Origin of the sequence: Geomonas oryzae (genome assembly GCF_004117875.1) — a bacterium.
GTDB lineage: Bacteria > Desulfobacterota > Desulfuromonadia > Geobacterales > Geobacteraceae > Geomonas > Geomonas oryzae.
Window position 1 is genome coordinate 445,212 of the sequence record NZ_RAHW01000002.1, and the last position, 22,189, is coordinate 467,400.

Sequence of the window (22,189 nt, forward strand, 5' to 3'; positions counted from 1 at the left end):
GTTAACTCCATTGCAGTTCGAAGCTGTCGAAGACGGGACCGTCCTTGCAGACGCAGCGGTAGTCGGGTGTCTCCTCGGTATGGTTCGCCCCCTTCATGACGCAGCCAAGGCAGGCACCGACGCCGCAGGCCATGTACGCCTCCATGGAGACCTGGCAGGGAACGCCGCTTTTCTGCGCCATTTTCGCCACCGCGTTCAGCATGGGGGTCGGGCCGCAGGCGAAGATGCGCGTCCCGGGGGCTAAGTGCGGTTCGAGCACCTGGGTCACGAAGCCGCGCTCGCCGAGGGTCCCGTCGTCGGTCGCCACGTAGGTCTCGACGCCGAGCCGTTCGAATTCCGTGATGCAGAGGATGTCGTCGCGGTTACGCCCCCCCGCGAAGAGGCGCACCTTCTCGCCGCGGCTTTTCAGCTCCTTCGCGAGATAGTAAAGCGGTGCCAGTCCCACGCCGCCTCCGACCAGCACCTTTTCCTCGCCGGCAGGCCCCAGGTCGAATCCCTTGCCGAGCGGGGCCAAAAGGTCCACCAGATCGCCGTGGTGCAGCGCGGAGAGGAGCTTCGTCCCCTTCCCCACCACCTTGTAGAGGATCTCGCAGTAAACCTGTGCGCCGCAGCCGGCGTACTCCGGGAGGAAGCTGCCGACGTCGAAGAGGCCGAAAGGACGCCTCAAGAGCGGGTCGATGGCGTCGTTCACCTTGAGCATGAGAAACTGCCCCGGCGCCGAAGACGCCAACTCCTGCGGAGCGGTCATCCGCATCCGGAAGTAACCGGGCGACAGCTCCACGTTCGAAAGAACCATAGCTTTAAACTGCATCGCACTCCTCTGTTTCACCGATATTCAGATCCATCAAAATGGCGTCGTCGCCGTTTTCATAGTATTTCCGGCGCCGCCCGACCTCGCGAAACCCCATGCTCTCGTAAAGTGAGATCGCCTCGAGGTTGCCGACCCGCACCTCCAGGGCCAGGACGCCCACCGCGTGCTCGCGGCAGAAGGAGGCGGCCCAATTGACCAGTGCGCGCCCGACGCCCCTCCCCCTTGCTCTTAAGTCGACGGCGACATCGAGGATCTCCGCCTCGTCCAGGACCTGCTTCAGACAGAGGTAACCGGCGACCGACATCTCGTCAGTCTCGGCCACCACCGGATGGCTCCCGGAGGCGGAAATTTCGTCCTCGAAGTGCTTTCTTGACCAGGGGCGGGGAAAGGAAGCTGTCTCGATTTGAAGGACACTATCAAGGTCATCGCTACGCATGCGACGCAGCGTTATTTTCTCCCCGGGGCCAGGCACAGCCCGGCATGATAAGCAATGCATAAGGCGAAGTAAACATTTTTTTCACTTTGACTTTTACGGGGATATGAGATAGATTTCTCCTTTAATTTATTGGAGGTTTCACCTTGGAAGAGACGAAAATCACATATAAAGATGCCGGTGTAGACATAGACGCCGGGAACACCTTTGTAAAGATGATCAAGCCGTTGGTCAAAGCCACTTCCCGTCCGGAAGTGCTTGCCGACATCGGCGGTTTTGGCGGGCTGTTCTCACTCAATACCGGCAAGTATAAGCACCCTGTGCTTGTCTCGGGCACCGACGGAGTCGGCACCAAGCTGAAAATCGCCTTCCTTGCCGATCGCCATGACACGATCGGCATCGACCTGGTAGCGATGTGCGTGAACGACATCATCGTGCAGGGCGCCGAGCCGCTCTTCTTCCTCGACTACCTTGCCACCGCGAAGCTCCACCCAGAGAAAGGCGCCTCCATCATCAAGGGTGTATCCGAAGGGTGCGTCCAGGCAGGCTGCGCCCTGATCGGCGGCGAGACCGCCGAAATGCCCGGTTTCTACACCGGCGACGAGTACGACATGGCCGGCTTCGCCGTGGGTGTGGTCGAGCGCGAGAAGATCATCGACGGCTCCTCCATCACCGTGGGAAACAAGCTGATCGGCCTCGCCTCCTCCGGCCTGCACTCCAACGGCTACTCGCTGGCACGCAAGGTGATCCTCGAGCACATGGGGCTCGGCATCAACGACAAGCTCCCGGGGCTCGACAAGACGGTCGCCGACGAACTCCTCACCCCGACCCGCATCTACGTCCGCTCGGTACTGAACCTTTTGCGCGACTTCAACATCTCCGGCCTCGCCCACATCACCGGCGGCGGTCTCCTCGAGAACGTGCCGCGCGTGCTCCCCAACGGCTGCAAGGCGGTGATCAAGAAGGATAGCTGGGAAATCCCGGCCATCTTCCAGACCATCCGCAAGGGTGGCAACATCGAGGAAAACGAGATGTACCGCACCTTCAACTGCGGCATCGGCATGGTACTGGTGGTGCCGGAGCGGGAAGCGGACGACATCATGATCAGGCTCTCCGGCCTGAACGAAACCGCGTACATGATCGGCGAAGTGGTCAAGTGCGATCCGGGCAAGGAGTGCGTGGAGCTGGTCTAGTCCGCGCGAAAGCCGTATGGGAAAAGAGCTTAAAATAGGGGTGCTGATCTCCGGCAGCGGCAGCAACCTGCAGTCCATCCTCGACGCCTGCGCCGCCGGAAAGATCGCCGGACGCGTCGTCTGCGTGATCAGCAACAAGGCGGACGCCTTCGGCCTTGAGCGCGCAAAGAAGGCGGGCATCCCGGCACTGCACCTGGACCACCGCGCCTATTCGGGGCGCGAGGCGTACGACGAGGCACTGGTGGCAAGCCTGCGCGAGTTCGGCGTGGAGCTCGTCGTCCTTGCCGGGTTCATGCGCATCATCACCTCCGTCCTGTTGGAGGCCTTCCCGATGCGGGTGATGAACATCCACCCGGCGCTCCTCCCCTCTTTCCCCGGGCTGCACGCCCAGCGCCAGGCGCTCGACTACGGCGCCAAGGTCGCCGGCTGCACCGTGCACTTCGTCGACTGCGGCTGCGACACCGGCCCCATCATCATCCAGGCCGCCGTTCCCGTCATCGAGGGGGATACCGAGGACACACTCTCGGCCCGCATCCAAAAGGAAGAGCACCGCATCTACCCGGAGGCGATCAGGCTCTTCAGCGAAGGCGCCCTCAAGGTGGACGGCCGAGTGGTAACGGTCGGAGCCTAGCAAAAGACAACCGTCATCAAGACCCCGCCGGACTCCGGCGGGGTCTTTTCGTTTTCCGGCCAGGCTTGATCCGCCGGACAGGTCCACATCCCCTCTCCCTCCGGGAGAGGGTCAGGGTGAGGGCGCTGCTGTCGGTCAAATCGCACTCCGTGGCGACTCCCTCACCCGCCCTCCGGGCACCCTCTCCCGAGGGAGAGGGGTTATCGGACGTCCAACATCTCAAGCAAGGGGGTCGCTGTGAGATCATTCCATTTCCTGCAATCCACGCCGCGCCATCTAGCCTTTAAGGCCCTCCTATTGTTTCTCTTCCTCTTCCTCCTCACCGGCTGTTCCATAAACAAGGCGCTCAAGGTTGAGGACCGGACCGTGGTGGAGGTCCCCGCCATGATCAGCGACGTTTCCGGCGCACGCATCATCTTCGTCGGCGAGGCCCACGATGCCGGGGCACACCACGAGCTGCAACTGCGGGTCCTCGAGGCGCTCAAGGCGCAGGGAAAGCATCTAGCCATCGGCATGGAGATGTTCGAGCAGACGAGCCAGCCGGCGCTTGACGCCTACACGGCGGGAAAGGTCCCCGAGGGAGCCTTCAAGAAGGTGTACGCGCTCAGTTGGCGCTACATCCCCTGGGAGATGTACGCCGACATCTTCCACTTCGCCAAGGACAACCGCATCCCGATCGTCGGCCTGAACGCGCCGCGTGAATTGGTGCAGGCGGTGGCGCGGCACGGTTTCGCAGACCTCACGAAGGAACAGCTGGCCCAACTCCCCCCTGGGACCAATGCCACGGTGAGCGAGAACTACCTCCGCTTCATGCGCGGCTATTCCCCCTCGCACGGAAAGGATGCCGAGGGGTTCCGCAACATAGCCGAGGCGCAGATGCTGAGAAACGTGGTGATGGCGCGGCGCATCGAGACCTACCTTGCCGCCGATCCGGACCGGGTGATGGTGGTGATCGCAGGGGGGGCGCACGTTAGGGGTGTCGGCGGGATTCCTTCGGAGCTGCGCGGCGGGCTTTCGTACCGGATCATCCTGCCTCCCATGCCCCCTTTGAACCAGGGGAACGTCACCAGGGAGGACGCGGACTACCTTTTGATCGAGCCGTTCTGATCGCTCGAATTGAGGCGGGGGGGAAACTTCAAAGGTGCTCGGTTCGCATCCCGGCCAGCCGCTCGTCCATCTGGTAGAGCCAGGCAAGGAGCTCGGCTACGGCCTGGTAGAGCTCGGGCGGGATCTCGGCGTCGAGATCCACCTGCATCAGCATGGAGACGAGTTCCGGGGACTGGTGCACGTAGACCCCGTGCTCGCGCGCGAGCGAAATCATCGCCTCTGCGCTGATGCCGGCCCCTTTGGCTATGACCCTCGGCGCACCCGCCTCGTCGGGGTTGTACACCATGGCCACCGCCCGCTTCATGTCGGACGGTTTCCTAGCCATCTTTCGCCGCCAGCTTGTTCAGGTGAAGTCCCTTCGCTGCGAACGACGAGCGGAGCTCGCCGCTGTTCTCCCGGAGCATCTCGGCCATTCCAGGATTCGCGCAGGCAAGCTCGACCGTGATCCCCTCCGGCGTGAAGCGCAGCTTCGCCTCCACCCCCCCGAGGCGCGGCAGCTCAAGGGAAAGGTTCGCCTCGATCCCCTGCTCCCACTGTTCGGGACTCCCCTCGCCTATGGTGAGCTTCATCTGCTGGCCGGGCCACGCCTCGCCCTGCCAGGCGAGGATGCCGGTGTTCAAAAGGTGGAGCTGCTCCTTTATGAGCGGCAGCGTCCGGCTGTCCGCTATCGCCCCCTGCCCCTCCCCTTCCCGCACGTCATCCCCATCCGACAGAAGCGGCGAGAGCTTTCCCTGTGGCTCTTTCAGGAGCTCCTTCACGGAAAGCCCCCCTACTGCCCACTGGGCCAGGTGCGATTCGTAGAAGAGGCCGTTTTGCGTAAGCCCCGCCTTGAGCTTTCCGGCTAGCTGCGTGGCCGCCTGTTCCGGATGCTCGACGAGAGGCTCCTGCGGAGGAGCGAGCGCCGGCGCGTCCTGCACCACGTCGGAGAGCCATTTCCCCAGCGAGCTCAGTTGTACCGTCTCCGTGTTCGGACGCTGCATCTGGAAAGTGATGCGGGGATCGGCGGTGACGAAGGTCATCTCCAGGGTCTCGCCCGGCTGCACGTTGAGCGGGATCTCCAGCTTGTAAAGCTCTCCCGCGACCCGGGCCATGTAGAGGTTGTTGGGGAGGTTCGCGATGATCTCCGCCTTCACCTGCTGCCCCGGGTTCAGCTGCAGGAGCGAACTCGCACGCTGCTGCACGTCGGCGGTCGGGGTGACCGCCGTCTTCGCCAGTATGGTCAGGACCTGTTTTTGTGATTCGTCGTTGATCAGCATGGTGCGTCCCTAAAGGGTCACTGCTGCGGCACCGGCGCCTTCTTCGCAAAGAGAAGCGCCGCCCTCTCCTTGGCCCGGTCCATGTAGTAGTACACCACCGGCGTGATGTAGAGCGTCAGAAGCTGCGACACCAAGAGCCCCCCGACCACGGCGAGGCCGAGCGGCCTTCTCCCCTCCGAACTGGCGCCGATGGCAAGCGCTATGGGAAGCGTCCCCATGAGCGCCGCCATGGTCGTCATCATGATGGGGCGGAAACGGATCAGGCATCCCTGGTGGATCGCCTCCAGCGGGCTCTTACCCTCGTTGCGCTGCGCCTCGAGCGCGAAGTCGATCATCATGATGGCATTTTTCTTAACGATGCCGACCAGCATGATGATCCCGACGAAGGCGTACAGGTCGAGCTCCTTGTTAAAGAGCATGAGGGTCAAGAGCGCGCCGAGCCCCGCCGCGGGAAGTCCGGAGAGGATGGTCACCGGGTGGATGTAGCTCTCGTAGAGGATGCCGAGCACCAGGTAGATCACCACCACCGCCGCGACGAGGAGCCAAGTGAGCCCGCTCGTCGAGGACTGAAACGCCTGCGCCGCCCCCTGGAAACCGGTGTTGATCGCGGGCGGCAGCGACTCGCGCGCCGTCTTCTCGACCGCCGCCACCGCGTCGCCCAACGGGACGCCGGGCTTCACGTTGAAGGAGACCGTGACGCTCGTGATCTGCCCCAGGTGGTTCACCGACAAAGGCCCGAGCGACTTCGAAAGCGAGGCCATGGTGGAAAGCGGCACCAGCGCCCCGGTCGAGGATCGCACGTAAAGGAGCCCAAGGGCCGAAGGATCGAGCCGGTACTGCGGCTCCAGCTCAAGGATCACCTGGTACTGGTTCGTCGGCGCGTAGATGGTGGAGACCTGTCGCGAGCCGTAGGCGTAGTAGAGGGCGTCCTCCACCTGCTGCTGGGTGACCCCGAGCGCGGTCGCCTTGTCCCGGTCTATCTTCACATCGACCTGCGGATTTTTCAGCTGCAGGTCGCTCGTCACGTCGATCAACTGCGGCACCTGCTTGAGCTTCTGCTCGAAGGCAGCCGCATTGTCGTAGAGAAGCTGCGTGTCCGGGCTCTGCAGGATGAACTGGTACTGGCTCTTCGAGAGCTGCGCCTCCAGCCGGATCGGCGGCGGGTTCTGCATGAAGGCGAGAATCCCCGGCACCTCGGAAAGTTTCGGGCGCAACTGCTGGATCACCTTGTCCACCGAGTCCTTCCTCTCACTTCTCGGCTTGAGCGTAACAAACATGAAGCCGGAATTGGAGCCGACCCGGGAACCGGAAGCGCCGACCGTCGACATGAACCCCTTGATGTTCGGGTTGGCCGCTATCCTCTTGGCGAGTTCCTGCTGGTGCGCGACCATCTCCTCGAAGGAGGCCCCCTGCGCCCCCTCGGTGGTGACGTAGAAGGAATCCAGGTCCTCGCTGGGGAGAAGCCCCATGGGCATCTTCCAGAAGAGATACCCGGTGAGAACCATCATGATCACGGTGAGGGCCAGGGTGGTGCGGCGCAGCCCCAGCACCTTGGTGAGGCTCTTGCTGTAGGCCGCGAGCATGGCATCGAAGAAGCGCTCGAGGAAAAGGTACATGCGGCCGTGGCGCTCCTCGGCGGGAGGGCGCAGGAAGCGGCTGCAAAGCATGGGGGTCAGGGTGAGCGAGACCACGCCGGAGATGAGGATCGCGCAGGTGATGGTGACGGCGAACTCGTGCAGAAGCCTCCCGAGCATCCCCCCCATGAAGAGCACCGGGATGAAGACGGCCACGAGCGATATGGTCATGGAGACGATGGTGAAGCCGATCTCCCTCGACCCCTTGAAGGCCGCCTGCATGGGACTCTCCCCAAGCTCCATGTGGCGCACGATGTTTTCCAGCATGACGATGGCGTCGTCCACGACGAAACCGACCGAAAGGGTGAGCGCCATCAAGGTGATGTTGTTCACCGAGAAGCCCAGAAGGTACATGGCTGCGAAGGTCCCGACGAGTGAAATCGGGAGGGCGAGGCTCGGGATCACCGTGGCGGAGAGGTTGCGCAGAAAGAGGAAGATCACCATGATCACGAGGCCTATGGTGAGCACCAGGGTGAACTTCACGTCCGCCACCGAGTGCCGGATCGCCTGGGAACGGTCGTAGAGCTCGTAGAGGGTGACCGAACCGGGGAGCTGCGCGCGAAAACCCGGGAGGAGCTTCTTGATGGCGTCCACCACCTCTATCGTGTTGGTGCCTGGCTGGCGCTGCACGGCTAAGATGATGGCCCGCTCGTTTCCGTTGAACCACCCCGCGATCTTGTCGTTTTCCACGGAATCGACCACGGTGCCGACATCGGAGAGGCGCACCGGTGCGCCGCCTCGGTAGGCGACGATCAGGGGGCGGTAGGCGGCGGCGTTCAGCAGCTCCCCCTGGGACTGGATGGCGAAGGAGCGGTCGGCGTCCTGAAGCGTCCCGGTGGGGAGGTTCACGTTACCCTTGGCGAGCGCGTCGGAGACCTCGTCGATGCCGATCTTCCTGGCTGCCAGCGCCGTCGGGTTCACCCGCGCGCGCACCGCGTACTTCTGTGCGCCGTACACCTGCACCTGCGCGACACCGGAGACCATGGAGATGCGCTGCCCCATCATGGTGTCGGCGTATTCGTGCACCTGGGAGAGCGGCAGGGTTTTCGAGGAGAGCACCAGGTAGAGGACCGGCTGGTCCGCCGGGTTCACCTTCTGGAAGGAAGGCGGGGCGGGCATGTCCTGCGGGAGCTGCCGCGCCGCCTTGGTGATGGCCGACTGGACGTCCTGCGCAGCGGCGTCGATGTCGCGCTCCAGGGCGAAACGCAGGGTGATCCGGGTCACCCCCTGGCCGCTCGTGGAGTTCATGCTGTCGATCCCCGCGATGGTGGAGAGCTGGCGCTCGAGCGGCGTCGCCACGGCGCTCGCCATGGTTTCCGGACTCGCGCCGGGAAGGTTCGCGGTGATCTGGATGGTCGGATAATCGACGCTCGGAAGATCGTTCACCGGCAGGAGCCGGTACCCCATCACGCCCGCAAGCACGATGGCGAGCATGACCAGGCTGGTCATCACCGGTCGTCTGATGAAGAGGTCCGCAAGGTTCATGCGGGGCGTCCCCCCTTGACCGCCACCTTACCCCCCGGAACGAGTTTCAACTGCCCGTCGGTCACCACCGTGTCGCCCGGGGCGATCCCCTTCTCGATCACGGTGACGCCGTCCTGCGCCGGTCCGACGGTGACCGGACGCACCTCGACGGTCGCATCGGGCTTCACCAGGAAGACGAAATCACCCTGCTGCCCGGTCTGCAGCGCGCGGGTCGGCACGACGACCGCCCCCTTCCTCACGTCGAGGCGGAGCGCCACGTTCACGAACTGGCCGGGCCAGAGTTTGCGCTCACGGTTGGCGAAGGTCCCCTTCACCTTGATGGTGCCGGTGGCGGGGTCGACGCCGTTGTCGAGAAAACTCACCGTCCCCTGCTCGGCGATCGGGCTCCCGGGAACGGTGGCCGTCACCGGGAGTTTGCCCCCCACCCTACCCTTGATGGCGGCGAGATCCTTTTCCGGCAGCGAGAAGGTGACGTAGAGCGGCGTGATCTGGTTGATCGTGACGAGCGGGGTGTCGTTTTCCTTCACGAGGTTTCCGGCATGGGTGGTGAGCCCGCCGGTGCGCCCGGAAAGGGGCGAGCGGATGTAGCAGTAATCGAGCTGGAGCTTCGCACTTTCGACCGCGGCGGATAGGGAGGCGACCGAGGCGGCGAGCGAATCGGCGTTCGCCTGCAACTGGTCGTACTGTTCGCGGGTGACGATCCCCTCCTGCCAGAGGCTCGCATAGCGGCGTGCCTGTTCCTTCGCGTTTTCGGCGCTTGCCCGGTCGCGCGCGAGGTTCGCCTTAGCCTGGGTGAGAGACGCCTGGAAGGGGCGCGGATCAATGGTGAAGAGGAGCGCCCCCTTTGCTACGTCGTCCCCCTCCTTGAAATGGACCGCGGTGATGATGCCGGCAACGCGGGACTTGAGCGCCACGGTGGAGTATGCCTCGACGTTGCCGATGGCCCGCAGTTCCACGGGAACGTCCCTGACCGCAGCCCGTGCCACGGTGACCGGCGCCGGAGCGTTCTGCTTGGTTTTTTCCTTTTCCTTGGCGCACCCCGCGTTTAACAGGCCCGTAACAAGCAAAGGCAGGAACAAAGCCGTGAAACGATGGATAAAGGACGTGGTAAACACTCTGATTCTCTCCTTTTCAGCCGCTGTGGCAGCAAGATTCATAGCACAAACCGCCCCCAAATAGTAGCCAAGAAACCGGGTTCCATATTCTTTCCTTTTTTCATAAAAATACTCGGTGCTGCTAAATATATCGGGAGGGGCGTCCGATAAGGAGGTGAAGGAACATCAGAGAACATATGCATGACGCGAGGTCACAGCCGGATGAAACATCCACTGCGCATCCTGATCGTAGACGATTCTGCCGAAGACGCACTGCTCATCGTGCGCGAGCTGCAGAGGGAGTTCGCTCCCGACTACGAGCGGGTGGAGACTCCCGAAGAGATGGAAGCGGCACTGGATCGCGGCGGCTGGGACGCCGTCATCTCCGACTACGTGATGCCCAGGTTCTCGGGCCTCGCCGCCCTAAAGCTCATGCACGAGCGCAGCATCGATCTCCCCTTCATCATGGTGTCGGGCCAAATGGGCGAGGACGCCGCCGTCGAGGCGATGCGCGCCGGTGCGCACGACTACCTGCTCAAGGACCGGCTTTCACGCCTCATCCCCGCCATCAAGCGCGAGTTGCGCGAAGCGGTGGAAAGACGCGAAAGACGCACGGCCGAGGAGGCCCTTTCCGCGACCGAGGCGCGCTTCCAAAGCCTCGTGGAGCAGTCGCTGGTCGGCATCTTCATGCTCCAGGACGACATCATCATCTACGTGAACCCGAAGTTCGGCGACGTCTTCGGTTACCGTCCCGAGGAGCTGATCGAGAAGAAAAACCTGCTCGAACTCGTGCACGGCGACGACCAGATCGGGGTGATCACGCGCTTTCTCCGCCCGCTCAAGGAAGGGAGCGAACCGCTGCACGTCTTCTTCCGCGGCAAACACCGCAGCGGCGTTACCATCGATCTCGAGGTGAACGGCACGAGAACCGTCATAAACGGTGCGGACGCGGTGATCGGCACCCTGCTCGACATCACGGAGCGCAGGCGGGCCGAAGCCGAGCTCAGCAAGCTGTGGCAGGCCGTGGAGCAAAGCCCGGTATCGGTGGTGATCACCGACCTGCGCGGTCTGATCGAGTACGTAAACCCGAAATTCATCGAGGTGAGCGGCTATTCCGAGGCGGAGCTGATCGGCGAGCGCCCGAGCATCGTCAAGTCGGGCAACATGGAAGACTCCTTCTACCGCGACCTCTGGGACACGATCTGCGCCGGCAAGGAGTGGCACGGCGAACTCCAGAACCGGAAGAAGAACGGCGAACTTTACTGGGAGAGCTGCTCCATCTCGGCAGTCAAGAACCCCGAGGGGGCCATCACCCACTTCGTAGCCCTCAAAGAGGATGTAACCGAGCGGAAGTTCGCCATCGAACAGCTGCGCCAGGTGCAGAAGATGGAGGCGGTCGGCCAGTTGGCAGGCGGTATCGCCCACGACTTCAACAACCTGCTCACCGTGATCAACGGCTACAGCACGCTCCTCATCCGGGCCATGGAGGAGAACTCCCCCATGCGCAAGGAGGCGGAACAGATCCTCAGGGCCGGGGAGCGCGCAGCGGACCTCACCAGACAGTTGCTCGGCTTCAGCCGGCGCCAGATCATGGAGCCCCGGGTGCTCGACGTCAACAAACAGGTGAAGTCGGTGCAGAAGATGCTGGAGCGGCTGATCGGCGAGAACATACGCCTCGCCACCAGCCTCTCCCCCGATACGGGCCTCATCAAGATGGACCCGGGGCAGCTCGAGCAGATCGTGATGAACCTCATCGTGAACGCGCGCGACGCATCCGACACCGGCGGGGTGATCACGGTGGAGACGGCCAACTGCGAACTGGACGATGCGTTCACCGGCACGCATCCCGGTTCGCAGGCGGGGAGCTACGTGAGACTCAGCGTCACCGACCGCGGCCAGGGGATGACCGAAGAGGTCAAGCTGCGGCTCTTCGAACCGTTCTTCACCACCAAGGAGATGGGCCGGGGCACCGGTTTGGGACTTGCCACCGTATACGGCATCGTCAAGCAGTGCGGCGGCTACATCCAGGTGACCAGCGAGCCGGGACAGGGGGCGCGCTTCGACATCTACCTGCCGCGCACCCTTGAGAGCAGAGAGGCGCAGTCAAGGCAGCAGCTCGACGAGACCATCGACACCGACTACACCATCCTGGTAGTCGAGGATGAACCAGGAGTACTGAATCTGGTGGTGCACACGCTCAGGATGCGCGGTTTCAAGGTGCTGGAGAGCACGGACCCCGAACAGGGAATCGCCCTGTTCGACAAGCACGAAGGTGACATAGACATGCTCTTGACCGACGTGGTGATGCCGTTTATGAGCGGCCCCACGCTCGCAGATATACTGCTAGGCAAAAAGCCCGACCTCAAGGTACTCTTTATGTCTGGACACATGGAGAACCGGGCCGGCTTTGAGAAGACACTGGAAAAAGGGATGCAGTTCCTGCCCAAGCCCTTTGCAGGCGACGCTCTCATCAGAAAGGTGCGGGATACGCTGCAGGGAACCGGGACGCAAGAAGCGTCAAGGGCGATTCTAGGAGGTAGCAATTGAAAGGGAACATACTGATAGCCGATGACGAGGATATGATCAGAGAACTGATCAACATCACTCTGTCGAAGGAAGGATTCACCTGCTTCCAGGCGGCAAGCGCGGAAGAAGGTATGGAGATAATCAACAACCAGCAGTTGGACCTCGCCCTGCTCGACATCATGATGCCGGGGCGTTCCGGGATCGACCTTCTTAAGGACATAAAGCAGATCACCCCCGACACCACGGTCCTCATGATAACCGCCATGAACGACATGGATACCGCCCTCTCCTGCATCCACAACGGCGCCGAGGACTACATCACGAAGCCGTTCAACCTGGACCGTGTGCTGCTCACCGTCAAGAACACGCTGGAGAAGCGCCGCCTGATCATAGAGAACAAGGAGTACCAGGCGAACCTCGAGTTGAAGGTACGCGAGCAGACCGAGGTGATCAGGACCGTTATGGGCGAGATCAACCTCGCCTACGAGCACACGCTCTCGGCGCTGATCCGTGCCCTGGACGCGCGCGAGAAGGAGGTAGGCTCCCACTCGGAAAGGGTGATGGCCTACACCTGCCTTTTGGCCGAGAAGGCGGGGATTCCGGAAGAAGAGCGCATCATCATGGGCAAGGGGGCGCTTCTGCACGACATCGGCAAGATCGGCGTATCCGACAACATCCTTCTGAAACCGGCGAAGCTGGACGACGAGGAGTGGAAGGTCATGCGCCAGCACCCGAAGATCGGCTACGACATCCTGGCGGGGATCAAGTACTTCACCGGCGCGGCGGAACTCGTTTTGTACCATCATGAGCGCTATGACGGCGCGGGGTATCCCCATCGCGCTGCCGGAGAACAGATACCGATCAGCGCCCGCATCTTCGCCCTCGTGGACACCCTGGACGCCATGACCTCGGACCGTCCGTACCGCAAGGCGCTCTCCTTCCAGGCGGTGCTCGACGAGGTGATTCGCTGCTCGGGTCAGCAGTTCGACCCGAAACTCGTCGACGTGTTCCTCTCCATTCCCAAGGAGGATTGGGAAAAGGCGGCGGGAAAGAAACTGTAGCAGTAAACCAAAACGACAGGACAACACATATCCCCTCTCCCTTCGGGAGAGGGTGCCCGAAGGGCGGGTGAGGGCGTTGCCATGAAGTGATATATCGCCTATCGCTGCGCCCTCACCCTGGCCCTCTCCCGAGGGGAGAGGGGATGAAATAAGAAGAGCCGGCGGACCATCGGTCCCCGGCTCTTTCTCGTTTCCGTTGCTGTCTGCAGCAGCCTTACGCCTCCGCAGCCATCCCGATCCGGTACTTCTCCAGGCGGTCGCGCAGCGTGTTGCGGCTGATCCCCAGGAGCTTGGCGGCGAAGACCTGGTTGTTGTTGCTCTTCTCCATCGCCATGTGGATGAGCGCCTTCTCGAGCCCCATGTTGACGCTCTCGTAGATGGCCCCCTTGTTCTTCTGGCAGATGCCGTCGAAGACCGGCTCCAGCATGCTCCAGAACACCTCGTAGTAGTCGTCCCCCGCCGCCTCGAGATCGACCTCCTTGAAGCCGGCCTTCGCGGTCAGGAAGGATTCGAAGTCCCCCGGAACGAGGATGTCGCCGCGGCAGAAGACCACGGCCGAGTTGATGACGTTCTTAAGCTCCCTGATGTTCCCCTCGAACTGGTGGGTCATGAGGAGCGCCATGGTCTCAGGCGCCACCCCCTTCACGTTCTTGCCGTACTTCTTGGAGAACTTCTTGACGAAAAGGTCGACCAGAAGCGGTATGTCCTCGGTGCGGTCCTTAAGCGGCGGCAGGAAGAAGTTCACCACGCGCAACCGGTAGAAGAGGTCCATCCGGAAGCTCTTCTCCTTCACGCTGTTCAAGAGGCTGCGGTTGGTAGCGGCGATGACGCGCACGTCCACCTTGATGGTCTCGTTCCCCCCCACCCTCTCGAACTCCTGGTTCTCCAGGACGCGCAGGAACTTCCCCTGGTTGGCGAGGCTCATCTCACCGATCTCATCGAGGAATATGGTGCCGCCGTTGCACTGCTCGAACTTGCCGATGCGGCGGGAATGGGCGTCGGTGAAGGCACCCTTCTCGTGACCGAAAAGTTCGGACTCGAGCAGCGCCTCGGGAAGCGCCGCGCAGTTCACCGCCAGGAAGGGACGGTTTTTGCGCTTCGAGTTGTTGTAGATGGCGCGGGCCAAAAGCTCCTTGCCGGTGCCCGATTCCCCCTGGATGAGAACGGTGGCGTCCGAATCGGCCACGGTCCCGACCATCTTCCAGATCTCGATCATCTCGGGGGAGGAGCCGATCATCAGGTCCTCGGTCAGATCCTCCTCCACCTGGGCGCGTTCCTTCGTGTAGCGCACCTTGCGGCTCAAAAGGTTGCACTCCAGCGCCTTTTTCACCGCCCCCTTCAGCTTGTTCATGTCGAAAGGCTTGGTGACGTAGTCAAAGGCGCCGTGCTTCATGGCCTCGATGGCGTTCTGAGTCGTCTTGTAGCCGGTGGCCATGATGACCGCGAGCCCCGGATCGATCTTCTTGGCCTCCTTGAGCACCTCTATCCCGGACTTCTGCGGGAGGCTGATGTCCATGATGGCCACGTTGGGGCGATCCGCTATGATCCGCTTCAAGGCCCCCTCGCTGTCGCTTTCCAGCAGGAGCTCGTACTCCTCGCCGGAGAAGATCGTCTTCAGCATGAGCAGGATGTCGTGATCGTCATCCAGAATGAGCAGTTTAGCAGTCATGAACAGTCCCCCGATGGGCTATTGTAATCCACCACGCCCAGTTGACAGGGGCGCGCGTGACAGAAATCAGTCGTGTGAATCAGGATGATAGTAAAAGAACCGCCCTTTTTTGGAGAAGCGGTTCTCTTGGTTGCTTCGGGGATTGGCTCCGCAGGTGCCTCTCCCCTTCTAAAGATCAAAGCTGTTACTGCTCGTCGTCTTCGTAATCATCGTCACCGAATGCATCAAGATCGTCGGCATCCTCCTCGCCTTCCTCGTCATACTCGTCGGCCAGGTACTGCGGGCGGTCGTCCTCCTCCTTGATCGCCTCGAAGCGCGCCAGTATGGCGGGGTTGGTGCAGAAACGCCCGTCTTTGCATGTGCAGGTGTCGAGGTCGCACAGATCGAAAAGCTGAATTTCGCTGCACAACCGTTTGGTACCAGTATCCATTCCTTACCTCTGAAAATAACTCGTTAATACAGTTATCGCCATGCTATGCGGCAACTTTAGAAAAAATCGCCGCCGGACGGGCAATAATACAACAAATTGCTAGGCGTTGACAAATGCCGCGTCGCCAGACGCCGCTTTCCCTTCCTCGAGGAAGTCGGTGGCCACCTTGACGTCCTTCTTGCAGCCGATGTAGATCGGCGCCCTCTGATCCAGGGACTCGGGGACGATGTCGAGGATCGGGATATGGCCGTTGCTGGCAGCCCCGCCGGCATGCTCGATGATGAAGGCCATCGGGTTCAGTTCGAACAGCACGCGCAGCTTGCCGTTGGGCGAGCCCTTGAGGGCGGGGTACATGAAGAGCCCCTTCCCTTTCATCAGCACCTGGTTGATGTCGGGAACGAAGCCGCCGGAGTAGCGCAGCTTGCACCCTTTCGCCTCGAGGTGACGGATGAATTTCTCGTCGCCGTCGTTGTACTTGTTCCTGAGACCGCCCGGTGCGTAGATGTTCCCCTCTTCCTGCATGGTGATGTTCTCGCGGGTCAGCGTGAACTCCATCAGGTTGTTCATGGTGAACTCGTGCACGCCGTCGCCCACGGTGTAGACGAGCGATACGCGCGGACCGTACAGGATGTACATCGCGGCCACCTGGTTACGGCCGGGCTGCAGCAGGTCGCAACCGGCGTAGATGCCGACGATGGTGCCGACGGCAAGGTTCACGTCGACAAGCGAAGAGCCGTCGAGGGGATCGTAGGCAACCGAGTAAAGCCCGTCGGCCGAGGCCTGCGCCTGGTAGATCTCGTCCATCTCCTCGGAGGCGATGTTGCAGACCACGCCGGAGTGGATGAGACGCTTCCTCATGATGCGGTCGGAGAGAACGTCGAGGGCTAATTGCTCCTCGCCGTAGAGGTTAGAGGTACCTGCGACGCCGAGGTCGCCGGTGCGCACGGCGTTGATGACGTACTTGCTCGCCTCAGCGATCTCACAAATCAGGTGAACCAGGTTGTCACTGATGTTCTGTCCGCGCAGGTGGCGGCGCAGATCTATCTGGAATTTCGAAGTTCCCGGTGCAGCTGGCATAGCTCCCTCCAAGATTAAATTAAAATTATTTTACGACCCGGTAGAGTAAGTCAAAACAAGCCACAAAGCAAGGAAAAAAAGGGGTGAAACGGTAAACCTGAAGAGGAAGTTGGTAAACAAAATTGACCACATAGTGAGAGCAATAGGTTATGTCTGGCGGCTACTCTTTCCACATCCCCTCTCCCTTCGGGAGAGGGTGCCCGAAGGGCGGGTGAGGGCGTAGCCGAACAGCAATTGTGTTGCTGTTTGCAAGGCCCTCACCCTGCCCTCTCCCGGGGGGAGAGGGAATATGGGCGTCTGAGACATAAAAAAGCGCCTGCACTCATGACAAGTACAGGCGCTAGATTGATCCCCGCCCCCGGAGGGGGAGGGTTAGGGAGGGGGACGCGTAGCGCCTCACTCAAACTGACTTCCCCACTCCCAACCTCCCCCCTCCGGGGGGAGGAGTGGCAGGCTTCACTTCCTTAAGCGACCCAGTCGTCGTCCTCCTCGACCGGTGCGAAGCCGCGACGCATGGTGTTCTCGGTGACCACCCTCGGATCCATGAAGTGCAGCAGGTAGTCGTGCCCACCCGCCTTGGTGCCGACGCCGGACATCTTGGAGCCGCCGAAAGGCTGACGGCCGACCAGGGCGCCGGTGTTGTTGCGGTTCAGGTACAGGTTGCCGACACGGAATTCGCGGCGCGCCTGTGCGAGATGCTCCGGGCTTCTGGAGAAGACGCCGCCGGTGAGGGCGAACTTGGTGGAGTTAGCCCAAGCGATCGCCTGGTCGAAATCCTTCGCGCGCATGACGGCGAGGACCGGTCCGAAGATCTCCTCCTGGGCGATCCTGTGCTCGGGCTTGATGCCGCCGATGATGGTCATCGGGACGTAGTAGCCGCCGTCCGCCGGGACCTTGCTCTCGTAGAGCACGTGCCCTTCTTTTTTGCCGATCTCGGCGTACTCCTTGATGGTCTTCATCGCTTTGTCGTCGGCGACGGCGCCCATGTAGTTGGCCGGGTCCTCGGAAGGACCGACCAGGGTTGCCTGCGCCATGGAGACCAGACGCTCGACGAACTTGTCGTACACAGCATCGAGCACGATGACGCGGGAGCATGCGGAACACTTCTGCCCCTGGAAGCCGAAGGCGGAGTAGAGGACGTGCGGCACCGCCTCGTCGAGGTCGGCGTCGTCGTCGATGATGATGGCGTTCTTGCCCCCCATCTCGCAGACGATCTTCTTGACGTTCTCCTGCCCCGGGTAGACCTTGGCGGCGCGGTCGATGATCCTGAGACCGACCTCCATGGAGCCGGTGAAGGCGATGAGGGAAACGTCCGGGCTGTCGACGAGGTAGTCGCCCATGACCGAGCCGCGCCCCGGCGTGTAGTTGAAGACGCCTTCGGGGAGCCCCGCCTCGCGGAAAAGCTCCACGATGTGGTAGCCGATCACCGAGGTGAGACCGGAGGGCTTGAACACGACGCAGTTACCGGCCACGATGGCGGCGGAGGTCATGCCGAGGCTGATGGCGAGCGGGAAGTTCCACGGCGCGATCACCGCGGCCACCCCTTTCGGTTCGTAGAAGTAGTGGTTCAGCTCGCCCGGTGCATTGCCGACGCGCTTGGGCGTGCCCAGGGTGATCATCTCGCGTGCGTAGTATTCCAAGAAGTCGATCGCCTCGCAGACGTCGGCGTAAGCCTGGTCCCACTGCTTGCCGACTTCGAGTACCTGCCATGCGGAAAGCTCGAAGATGCGACGGCGCGCCACGGCGGCGGCCTTGATCAGGTACTGCGCGCGATCCTTCGGGTCGGTGTCGCGCCATGCCGGGAAGGCCTTCTTGGCGGCGGCGATGGCGTCGCCCACTTCCGCGGTTCCGGCCTGGCAGATCACGCCGATGGTTTCCGACGGTTTATTAGGGTTGACCGACGGGATGGTGTCGGAGGTCTTAACTTCCTTGCCGTTGATGAAGAGCGGATAGGTCTTGCCAAGCTGCTTTCTTACCTCGGCGATTTCTTTCGGGAACGCGGCGCGGTGGTCGGCACGGGTGAAGTCGACCATCGCCTCGTTGTAGAACGGCTTCAGGCCTGCGGGTCCCTTAGCTTCCGGCTTCTTGTTGGCGGCACGTGCCGCACGCTCACGCTGCGCGGTGATCTCCGGGTCTTCGAGCAGGCGCTCGATCTGCGCGTCCTCGGCGAAGCTCTGACGCAGGAAGGACTCGTTCGCGGTGTTCTCCAGCAGACGGCGCACCAGGTAGCCCATGCCCGGCACCATGTCGCCGTACGGGCAGTAAAGGCGGATGCGGCCGGCAACCTTGAGGATGCCCCTTCTGACCGGCTCGGCCATGCCGTAGAGCACCTGGAACTCGTAGCGCTCGTCGGGAACGTTCAGCTCTTTTGCCATCTCCATCACGGCCGAAATGGTCCTGATGTTGTGGGAAGCGCAGGCGAAGTGGCAGATGTCGGAGCTCTCAAGGATCATCTTCGCCTGGCGCTCGTAAGCGGCGTCAGACTCGGCCTTGATGGTCCAGACCGGAATCTCCCAGTCGTTCTGCTTGGCCTTGACGGTCTCCATATCCCAGTAGGCGCCCTTAACGAGGCGGATGGAGATGTTCACCTTGTTCTGGCGCGCCCAGGAAAGAAGTGCCGGGAGGTCCTTGTCGGTGTCGACCAGGTAAGCCTGGAGCACGATGCCGAACTGGTCGTAGTTCGGGAACTCGAGCTTCAGGCGCTTGTACACCTCGATGATGATGTCCTTGTGACGGTAGGACTCCATGTCGATGCAGAGGAAGCCGTCGAGTTCCATGACCTTCTTGGCGATCTTCCTGACGCGGTCGAGGATGGCGACCACAGAGCCTTCGAAGTCCTGCGGGTTGGCGAGGCAGAAGAGCGCGGTCGGCTTGACGGCGACGTTGACCTTCGGAGCATGTCCCCAGTCGAGGTTCGGGTTCCCGCCCTTGCCCGGCAGCGGTTTCCAGTCCTTGTATTCCTTCTTGAGCGAATCGAGGAGCTCAAGGTAGGTGTTCATGTAGATGTCGGCTTCCTTCTCGGAGAGAGTCGCCTCGCCGAGCACGTCCACGACGAACGCGAAGCCGTCCTTTCTCAGGCGCTCCATGTTCTTGATGGCTTCCTTGGTGTTCTCGCCGACGATGAACTGGCGCGCCATCTCCTGGATGTTGGTGGTGAGGAACTTGTTGAGCATCGCCCCGCCGAAGGAGCCGAGCATGCCTGCGACCTTGGCGCCGGTGGAGAGGACCGGCGGCATGTCCTTCTCCTCGCCGAAGTACTCACGGATGTGATCGGTAAGGAGCTTGCCCGTGGTGAGGGACGGGAAGACGTCGACAAAGCGGAACATCTGGATCTTGAAGGTTTCGTTCTGCATGGACCAGTCCATCACCTTGCCCATCCAGGCCCCCTTGTTGAAGAGGGACGGCTTTTCGCCGGAGATGGTGGAGAAGAACTCCTTGCCCCGTGCAATGACTTTGTTGTTCAGTTCGGTGTTGTTCATCCAAAGGCTCCTTTATTACAGGTTGTTCCAAGAGGAAATCATAAACGTGTAAAGCTAGAGCACAAGCTGTGCCATCCGGTATACGATTTCGCTCATGGTGGAGACGCGGAAGCATTTGTCGGGATAGGGACAGGCATCGTAAAGGCGTGTAACTGGGCTAACATCCCGGAAGTATTATAGCAGAGCTGGTGAGAAAGGTAATGGGAGCGGAAGGATTAAATAGAACTGGATAAGGGAGAGACGCTGAAAAGGTAGTATTGGATCAGAGAGAGAAACAAATAAATATGCAAGCATGCATAGCACATCCCCTCCCCCGGAGGGGGAGGGTCAGGGAGGGGGACGCGTAGCGGCTCACTCCGGCTTCCCCCCTCCCAACCTCCCCCCTCCGGGGGGAGGAGCAAGCCGAGCGGCAGGAAGTGTTATGCTATCCCGTGCTTTTTCAACTTCCTCGCGATGGTCGATTGATTCACCCCGAGCGCCTCGGCCATGCGCACCTGGTTGCCGTGCTTTTCCAGCGCCTTTTCGAGAACCGCCTTTTCCACCTTGTCCAGCGTCTCCTGCAGGGTCACCTCGTCGTGCCACACGCCACCCACCCCGGTCGACGTCGCGCCGCCGGAGGCAATTTCGGCAGGCAAATCCTTGACGTCGATGAGATCCGTTTCGGTCATGACGACGAGACGCTCGCAGATGTTCATCAACTGCCGCACGTTGCCGGGGTAATCATAGGCAAGAAGCGCGTCGGAGGCGGCGCGGGTCAGGCGCTTGCGGATCGAATCGCGCGTGCCGAACAAGTCGACGTAATGCCGGACTAGCGGCAGAATGCAGTCCCGCCTTTCCCTGAGAGCGGGCACGTGGATCGGGATCACGTTCAGACGGTAATAAAGGTCGAGCCTGAAGGTCCCATCCTTTACCATCTGCTCGAGGTTGCGGTGCGTTGCCGCGAGTATCCTGACATCCAGCGTCCTCGCCTTGGTGCCGCCTAGCCTCACGACACGACCGTTTTCAAGGAAGCGAAGCAGCTTCACCTGCGCCGCCTGCGGCAGTTCCGCGATCTCGTCGAGGAACAGGATGCCGCCGTCGGCAAGCTCCAGGTACCCCGGTTTTCCGCTCGCCTGCGCGCCGGTGAAGGCGCCCTTCTCGTAACCGAACAGCTCGGATTCGATGAGCGATTCCGGAATCGCGCCGCAGTTGATCTCAATGAGCGGTTTGTCCGCACGGCTTGAATTCTTGTGGATCAGTTCCGCGATGAGCCCCTTGCCGACGCCCGACTCTCCCAGGATCAGCACCGTCGAGTTCACCGCGCTCACCTTGAGCGCCTGCTTGAGCGCGTTGACCATGAGTGGGCTGCGAGCGATGACGCTGCGCGAAGCGAGATCCGCCTGCTGCATCTCAAGCATGTGGCTGCGGAACTGGTCGCGAAGCGCCTCCTGCTCCTCCAGTTCGCGCTGCAAGTTGTCTATCTCGGTCACATCGCGCTCGCTCACCACGACTCGGATCACCCGGCCGTTGCCGTCCAGCACCGGGGTGCCGGTCGAGATGAGCTTGCGTCCCTGGCGGTTTTGCAGCTGGCTCACCACCTTGCCGGTAGTCAGTGCCTCGAGCGCAGCAGAGCGGTCGATGAAGCCCTGGTCCAGTAGTTCGTGCATGTTTTTGCCGATAACTTCCGCGGCAGTGATGTTGTTGATGCGCTCCGATGCCGGATTGATGCGGATGACCACGGCGTCCGCGTCGCAGATCCAGAGTCCGTCCGAAGAGGAATCGATGATCGCGTCGAGCTCACGCGTAATATCCTGGAAAGCGCGCATCTGCCGCGCCATCTCCGCCAGGTCGTGCCCCAAAGCCGCACCGGGAATTGCTTGTGTCATAAAAACCTCCGGCAAAAGTCTAGCCGGCGACCAGTATGCATATTTGCATTCAACTATGCAAGCAGGAATACACTCAACTTCATCAGGGAAAAATTGACGGTCAGGCAGACGTAATGATACCTTTTTCCTACGCTGATAAACGCGATAAATGAGGTGGTTATAAAATGCCTTCTATAAATGAAGAAGAGATTGAAGCGAATGGAATAACTGCACTAGAAGCAGCATTGATGACTGAGACAACTGCCATCATATCAGTTCACGGTAAAGGCCGTTTTGTCGTCATGCACCTAGATCATTTCCTTTACCTTAAAGAGTGCGAATTGGAGGCGGCCTTGGCACAAAATAAGGAGGATATCGCTGCAGGACGATTCGTCATATCCTCCACCGAAGAGCATTTAAAGAGGCTGAAAGAAGGTAATCTGCCGTAATGTACCAAGG

The 22,189-nt window shown here is 61.3% G+C and carries 17 protein-coding genes; 6 read left to right on the forward strand and 11 right to left on the reverse strand.

What is annotated here, in order from left to right:
• Position 1 precedes the first annotated feature (1 nt).
• Both D6Z24_RS06675 and rimI read right to left on the reverse strand, forming a co-directional pair.
• A complete protein-coding gene (locus tag D6Z24_RS06675; RefSeq protein WP_129125786.1) occupies positions 2-811 on the reverse strand; it encodes a dihydroorotate dehydrogenase electron transfer subunit in 810 nt (269 codons plus the stop codon).
• On the reverse strand, positions 801-1,307 hold the full coding sequence (gene rimI / locus D6Z24_RS06680) for a ribosomal protein S18-alanine N-acetyltransferase (RefSeq protein ID WP_342782623.1): 507 nt from the start codon (positions 1,305-1,307) through the stop codon (positions 801-803). Before rimI ends, D6Z24_RS06675 begins: the two co-directional genes overlap by 11 nt.
• Positions 1,308-1,390: 83 nt before the next feature.
• Here rimI and purM point away from each other — a divergent pair, with 83 nt between their 5' ends.
• The 3 genes from purM (at position 1,391) to D6Z24_RS06695 (ending at position 4,175) form a co-directional block, all read left to right on the forward strand.
• The gene (gene purM, locus D6Z24_RS06685) at positions 1,391-2,437 is read left to right on the forward strand and encodes a phosphoribosylformylglycinamidine cyclo-ligase (protein WP_129125788.1); all 1,047 of its coding nucleotides are present in this window, start codon (positions 1,391-1,393) and stop codon (positions 2,435-2,437) included.
• 16 nt (positions 2,438-2,453) lie between these two features.
• On the forward strand, positions 2,454-3,068 hold the full coding sequence (gene purN / locus D6Z24_RS06690; protein ID WP_129125789.1) for a phosphoribosylglycinamide formyltransferase: 615 nt from the start codon (positions 2,454-2,456) through the stop codon (positions 3,066-3,068).
• A gap of 237 nt (positions 3,069-3,305) precedes the next feature.
• A complete protein-coding gene (locus D6Z24_RS06695) occupies positions 3,306-4,175 on the forward strand; it encodes a ChaN family lipoprotein (RefSeq protein WP_129125790.1) in 870 nt (289 codons plus the stop codon).
• Positions 4,176-4,203: 28 nt separating this feature from the next.
• Here D6Z24_RS06695 and D6Z24_RS06700 read toward each other — a convergent pair whose 3' ends face one another.
• Genes D6Z24_RS06700 through D6Z24_RS06715 form a run of 4 tightly spaced genes read right to left on the reverse strand, consistent with a single transcriptional unit; the run spans position 4,204 to position 9,665 of the window.
• Positions 4,204-4,500, reverse strand: coding sequence for an EscU/YscU/HrcU family type III secretion system export apparatus switch protein (locus D6Z24_RS06700; RefSeq protein ID WP_129125791.1), 297 nt, complete (start codon positions 4,498-4,500; stop codon positions 4,204-4,206).
• Complete coding sequence (fliK, locus tag D6Z24_RS06705; protein WP_129125792.1) at positions 4,493-5,431, reverse strand: flagellar hook-length control protein FliK; 939 nt, start codon at positions 5,429-5,431, stop codon at positions 4,493-4,495. Before fliK ends, D6Z24_RS06700 begins: the two co-directional genes overlap by 8 nt.
• 17 nt (positions 5,432-5,448) lie before the next feature.
• Positions 5,449-8,550 carry an efflux RND transporter permease subunit gene (locus D6Z24_RS06710; RefSeq protein WP_129125793.1) on the reverse strand — a complete coding sequence of 1,034 codons (3,102 nt, stop codon included), beginning with the start codon at positions 8,548-8,550 and terminating at the stop codon, positions 5,449-5,451.
• Positions 8,547-9,665 carry an efflux RND transporter periplasmic adaptor subunit gene (locus tag D6Z24_RS06715; RefSeq protein WP_246014590.1) on the reverse strand — a complete coding sequence of 373 codons (1,119 nt, stop codon included), beginning with the start codon at positions 9,663-9,665 and terminating at the stop codon, positions 8,547-8,549. Before D6Z24_RS06715 ends, D6Z24_RS06710 begins: the two co-directional genes overlap by 4 nt.
• 201 nt (positions 9,666-9,866) lie before the next feature.
• On the opposite strand from D6Z24_RS06715, the gene D6Z24_RS06720 reads away from it, so the two are divergent.
• Positions 9,867-12,191 (forward strand): PAS domain-containing hybrid sensor histidine kinase/response regulator, encoded by a 2,325-nt coding sequence (locus D6Z24_RS06720; RefSeq protein WP_129125795.1) that lies wholly within the window; start codon positions 9,867-9,869, stop codon positions 12,189-12,191.
• A complete protein-coding gene (locus tag D6Z24_RS06725; protein ID WP_129125796.1) occupies positions 12,188-13,231 on the forward strand; it encodes an HD domain-containing phosphohydrolase in 1,044 nt (347 codons plus the stop codon). The genes D6Z24_RS06720 and D6Z24_RS06725 overlap by 4 nt, the downstream gene beginning before the upstream one ends.
• A gap of 214 nt (positions 13,232-13,445) precedes the next feature.
• Here D6Z24_RS06725 and D6Z24_RS06730 read toward each other — a convergent pair whose 3' ends face one another.
• The 5 genes from D6Z24_RS06730 to D6Z24_RS06750 all read right to left on the reverse strand — a co-directional run bounded on the left by D6Z24_RS06730 (position 13,446) and on the right by D6Z24_RS06750 (position 21,751).
• The gene (locus D6Z24_RS06730) at positions 13,446-14,900 is read right to left on the reverse strand and encodes a sigma-54-dependent transcriptional regulator (protein ID WP_129125797.1); all 1,455 of its coding nucleotides are present in this window, start codon (positions 14,898-14,900) and stop codon (positions 13,446-13,448) included.
• A 184-nt stretch (positions 14,901-15,084) separates the two neighbouring features.
• Positions 15,085-15,330 carry a hypothetical protein gene (locus D6Z24_RS06735; RefSeq protein ID WP_129125798.1) on the reverse strand — a complete coding sequence of 82 codons (246 nt, stop codon included), beginning with the start codon at positions 15,328-15,330 and terminating at the stop codon, positions 15,085-15,087.
• 99 nt (positions 15,331-15,429) lie between these two features.
• A complete protein-coding gene (locus D6Z24_RS06740) occupies positions 15,430-16,407 on the reverse strand; it encodes a class 1 fructose-bisphosphatase (RefSeq protein ID WP_129125799.1) in 978 nt (325 codons plus the stop codon).
• Between the two features lie 464 nt (positions 16,408-16,871).
• Complete coding sequence (pruA, locus tag D6Z24_RS06745; protein ID WP_129125800.1) at positions 16,872-19,886, reverse strand: L-glutamate gamma-semialdehyde dehydrogenase; 3,015 nt, start codon at positions 19,884-19,886, stop codon at positions 16,872-16,874.
• A gap of 419 nt (positions 19,887-20,305) precedes the next feature.
• Entirely contained in the window at positions 20,306-21,751 is a 1,446-nt protein-coding gene (locus D6Z24_RS06750; protein WP_129125801.1) for a sigma-54 interaction domain-containing protein, read from the reverse strand.
• 164 nt (positions 21,752-21,915) lie between these two features.
• Between D6Z24_RS06750 and D6Z24_RS06755 the strand changes: the two genes are divergently transcribed.
• Positions 21,916-22,179 (forward strand): type II toxin-antitoxin system Phd/YefM family antitoxin, encoded by a 264-nt coding sequence (locus D6Z24_RS06755; RefSeq protein WP_129125802.1) that lies wholly within the window; start codon positions 21,916-21,918, stop codon positions 22,177-22,179.
• The last annotated feature ends 10 nt before the right edge of the window (positions 22,180-22,189 follow it).

Bases quoted from the DNA above. Each gene is read 5' to 3' on its own strand.
- D6Z24_RS06750 (WP_129125801.1), bottom strand. From the start codon at position 21,751: ATGACACAAGCAATTCCCGGTGCGGCTTTGGGGCACGACCTGGCGGAG.
- D6Z24_RS06735 (WP_129125798.1), bottom strand. From the start codon at position 15,330: ATGGATACTGGTACCAAACGGTTGTGCAGCGAAATTCAGCTTTTCGAT.
- purN (WP_129125789.1), top strand. From the start codon at position 2,454: ATGGGAAAAGAGCTTAAAATAGGGGTGCTGATCTCCGGCAGCGGCAGC.
- D6Z24_RS06720 (WP_129125795.1), top strand. From the start codon at position 9,867: ATGAAACATCCACTGCGCATCCTGATCGTAGACGATTCTGCCGAAGAC.
- pruA (WP_129125800.1), bottom strand. From the start codon at position 19,886: ATGAACAACACCGAACTGAACAACAAAGTCATTGCACGGGGCAAGGAG.
- D6Z24_RS06675 (WP_129125786.1), bottom strand. From the start codon at position 811: ATGCAGTTTAAAGCTATGGTTCTTTCGAACGTGGAGCTGTCGCCCGGT.
- rimI (WP_342782623.1), bottom strand. From the start codon at position 1,307: ATGCATTGCTTATCATGCCGGGCTGTGCCTGGCCCCGGGGAGAAAATA.
- D6Z24_RS06740 (WP_129125799.1), bottom strand. From the start codon at position 16,407: ATGCCAGCTGCACCGGGAACTTCGAAATTCCAGATAGATCTGCGCCGC.
- D6Z24_RS06755 (WP_129125802.1), top strand. From the start codon at position 21,916: ATGCCTTCTATAAATGAAGAAGAGATTGAAGCGAATGGAATAACTGCA.
- D6Z24_RS06730 (WP_129125797.1), bottom strand. From the start codon at position 14,900: ATGACTGCTAAACTGCTCATTCTGGATGACGATCACGACATCCTGCTC.
- D6Z24_RS06710 (WP_129125793.1), bottom strand. From the start codon at position 8,550: ATGAACCTTGCGGACCTCTTCATCAGACGACCGGTGATGACCAGCCTG.
- D6Z24_RS06700 (WP_129125791.1), bottom strand. From the start codon at position 4,500: ATGGCTAGGAAACCGTCCGACATGAAGCGGGCGGTGGCCATGGTGTAC.
- fliK (WP_129125792.1), bottom strand. From the start codon at position 5,431: ATGCTGATCAACGACGAATCACAAAAACAGGTCCTGACCATACTGGCG.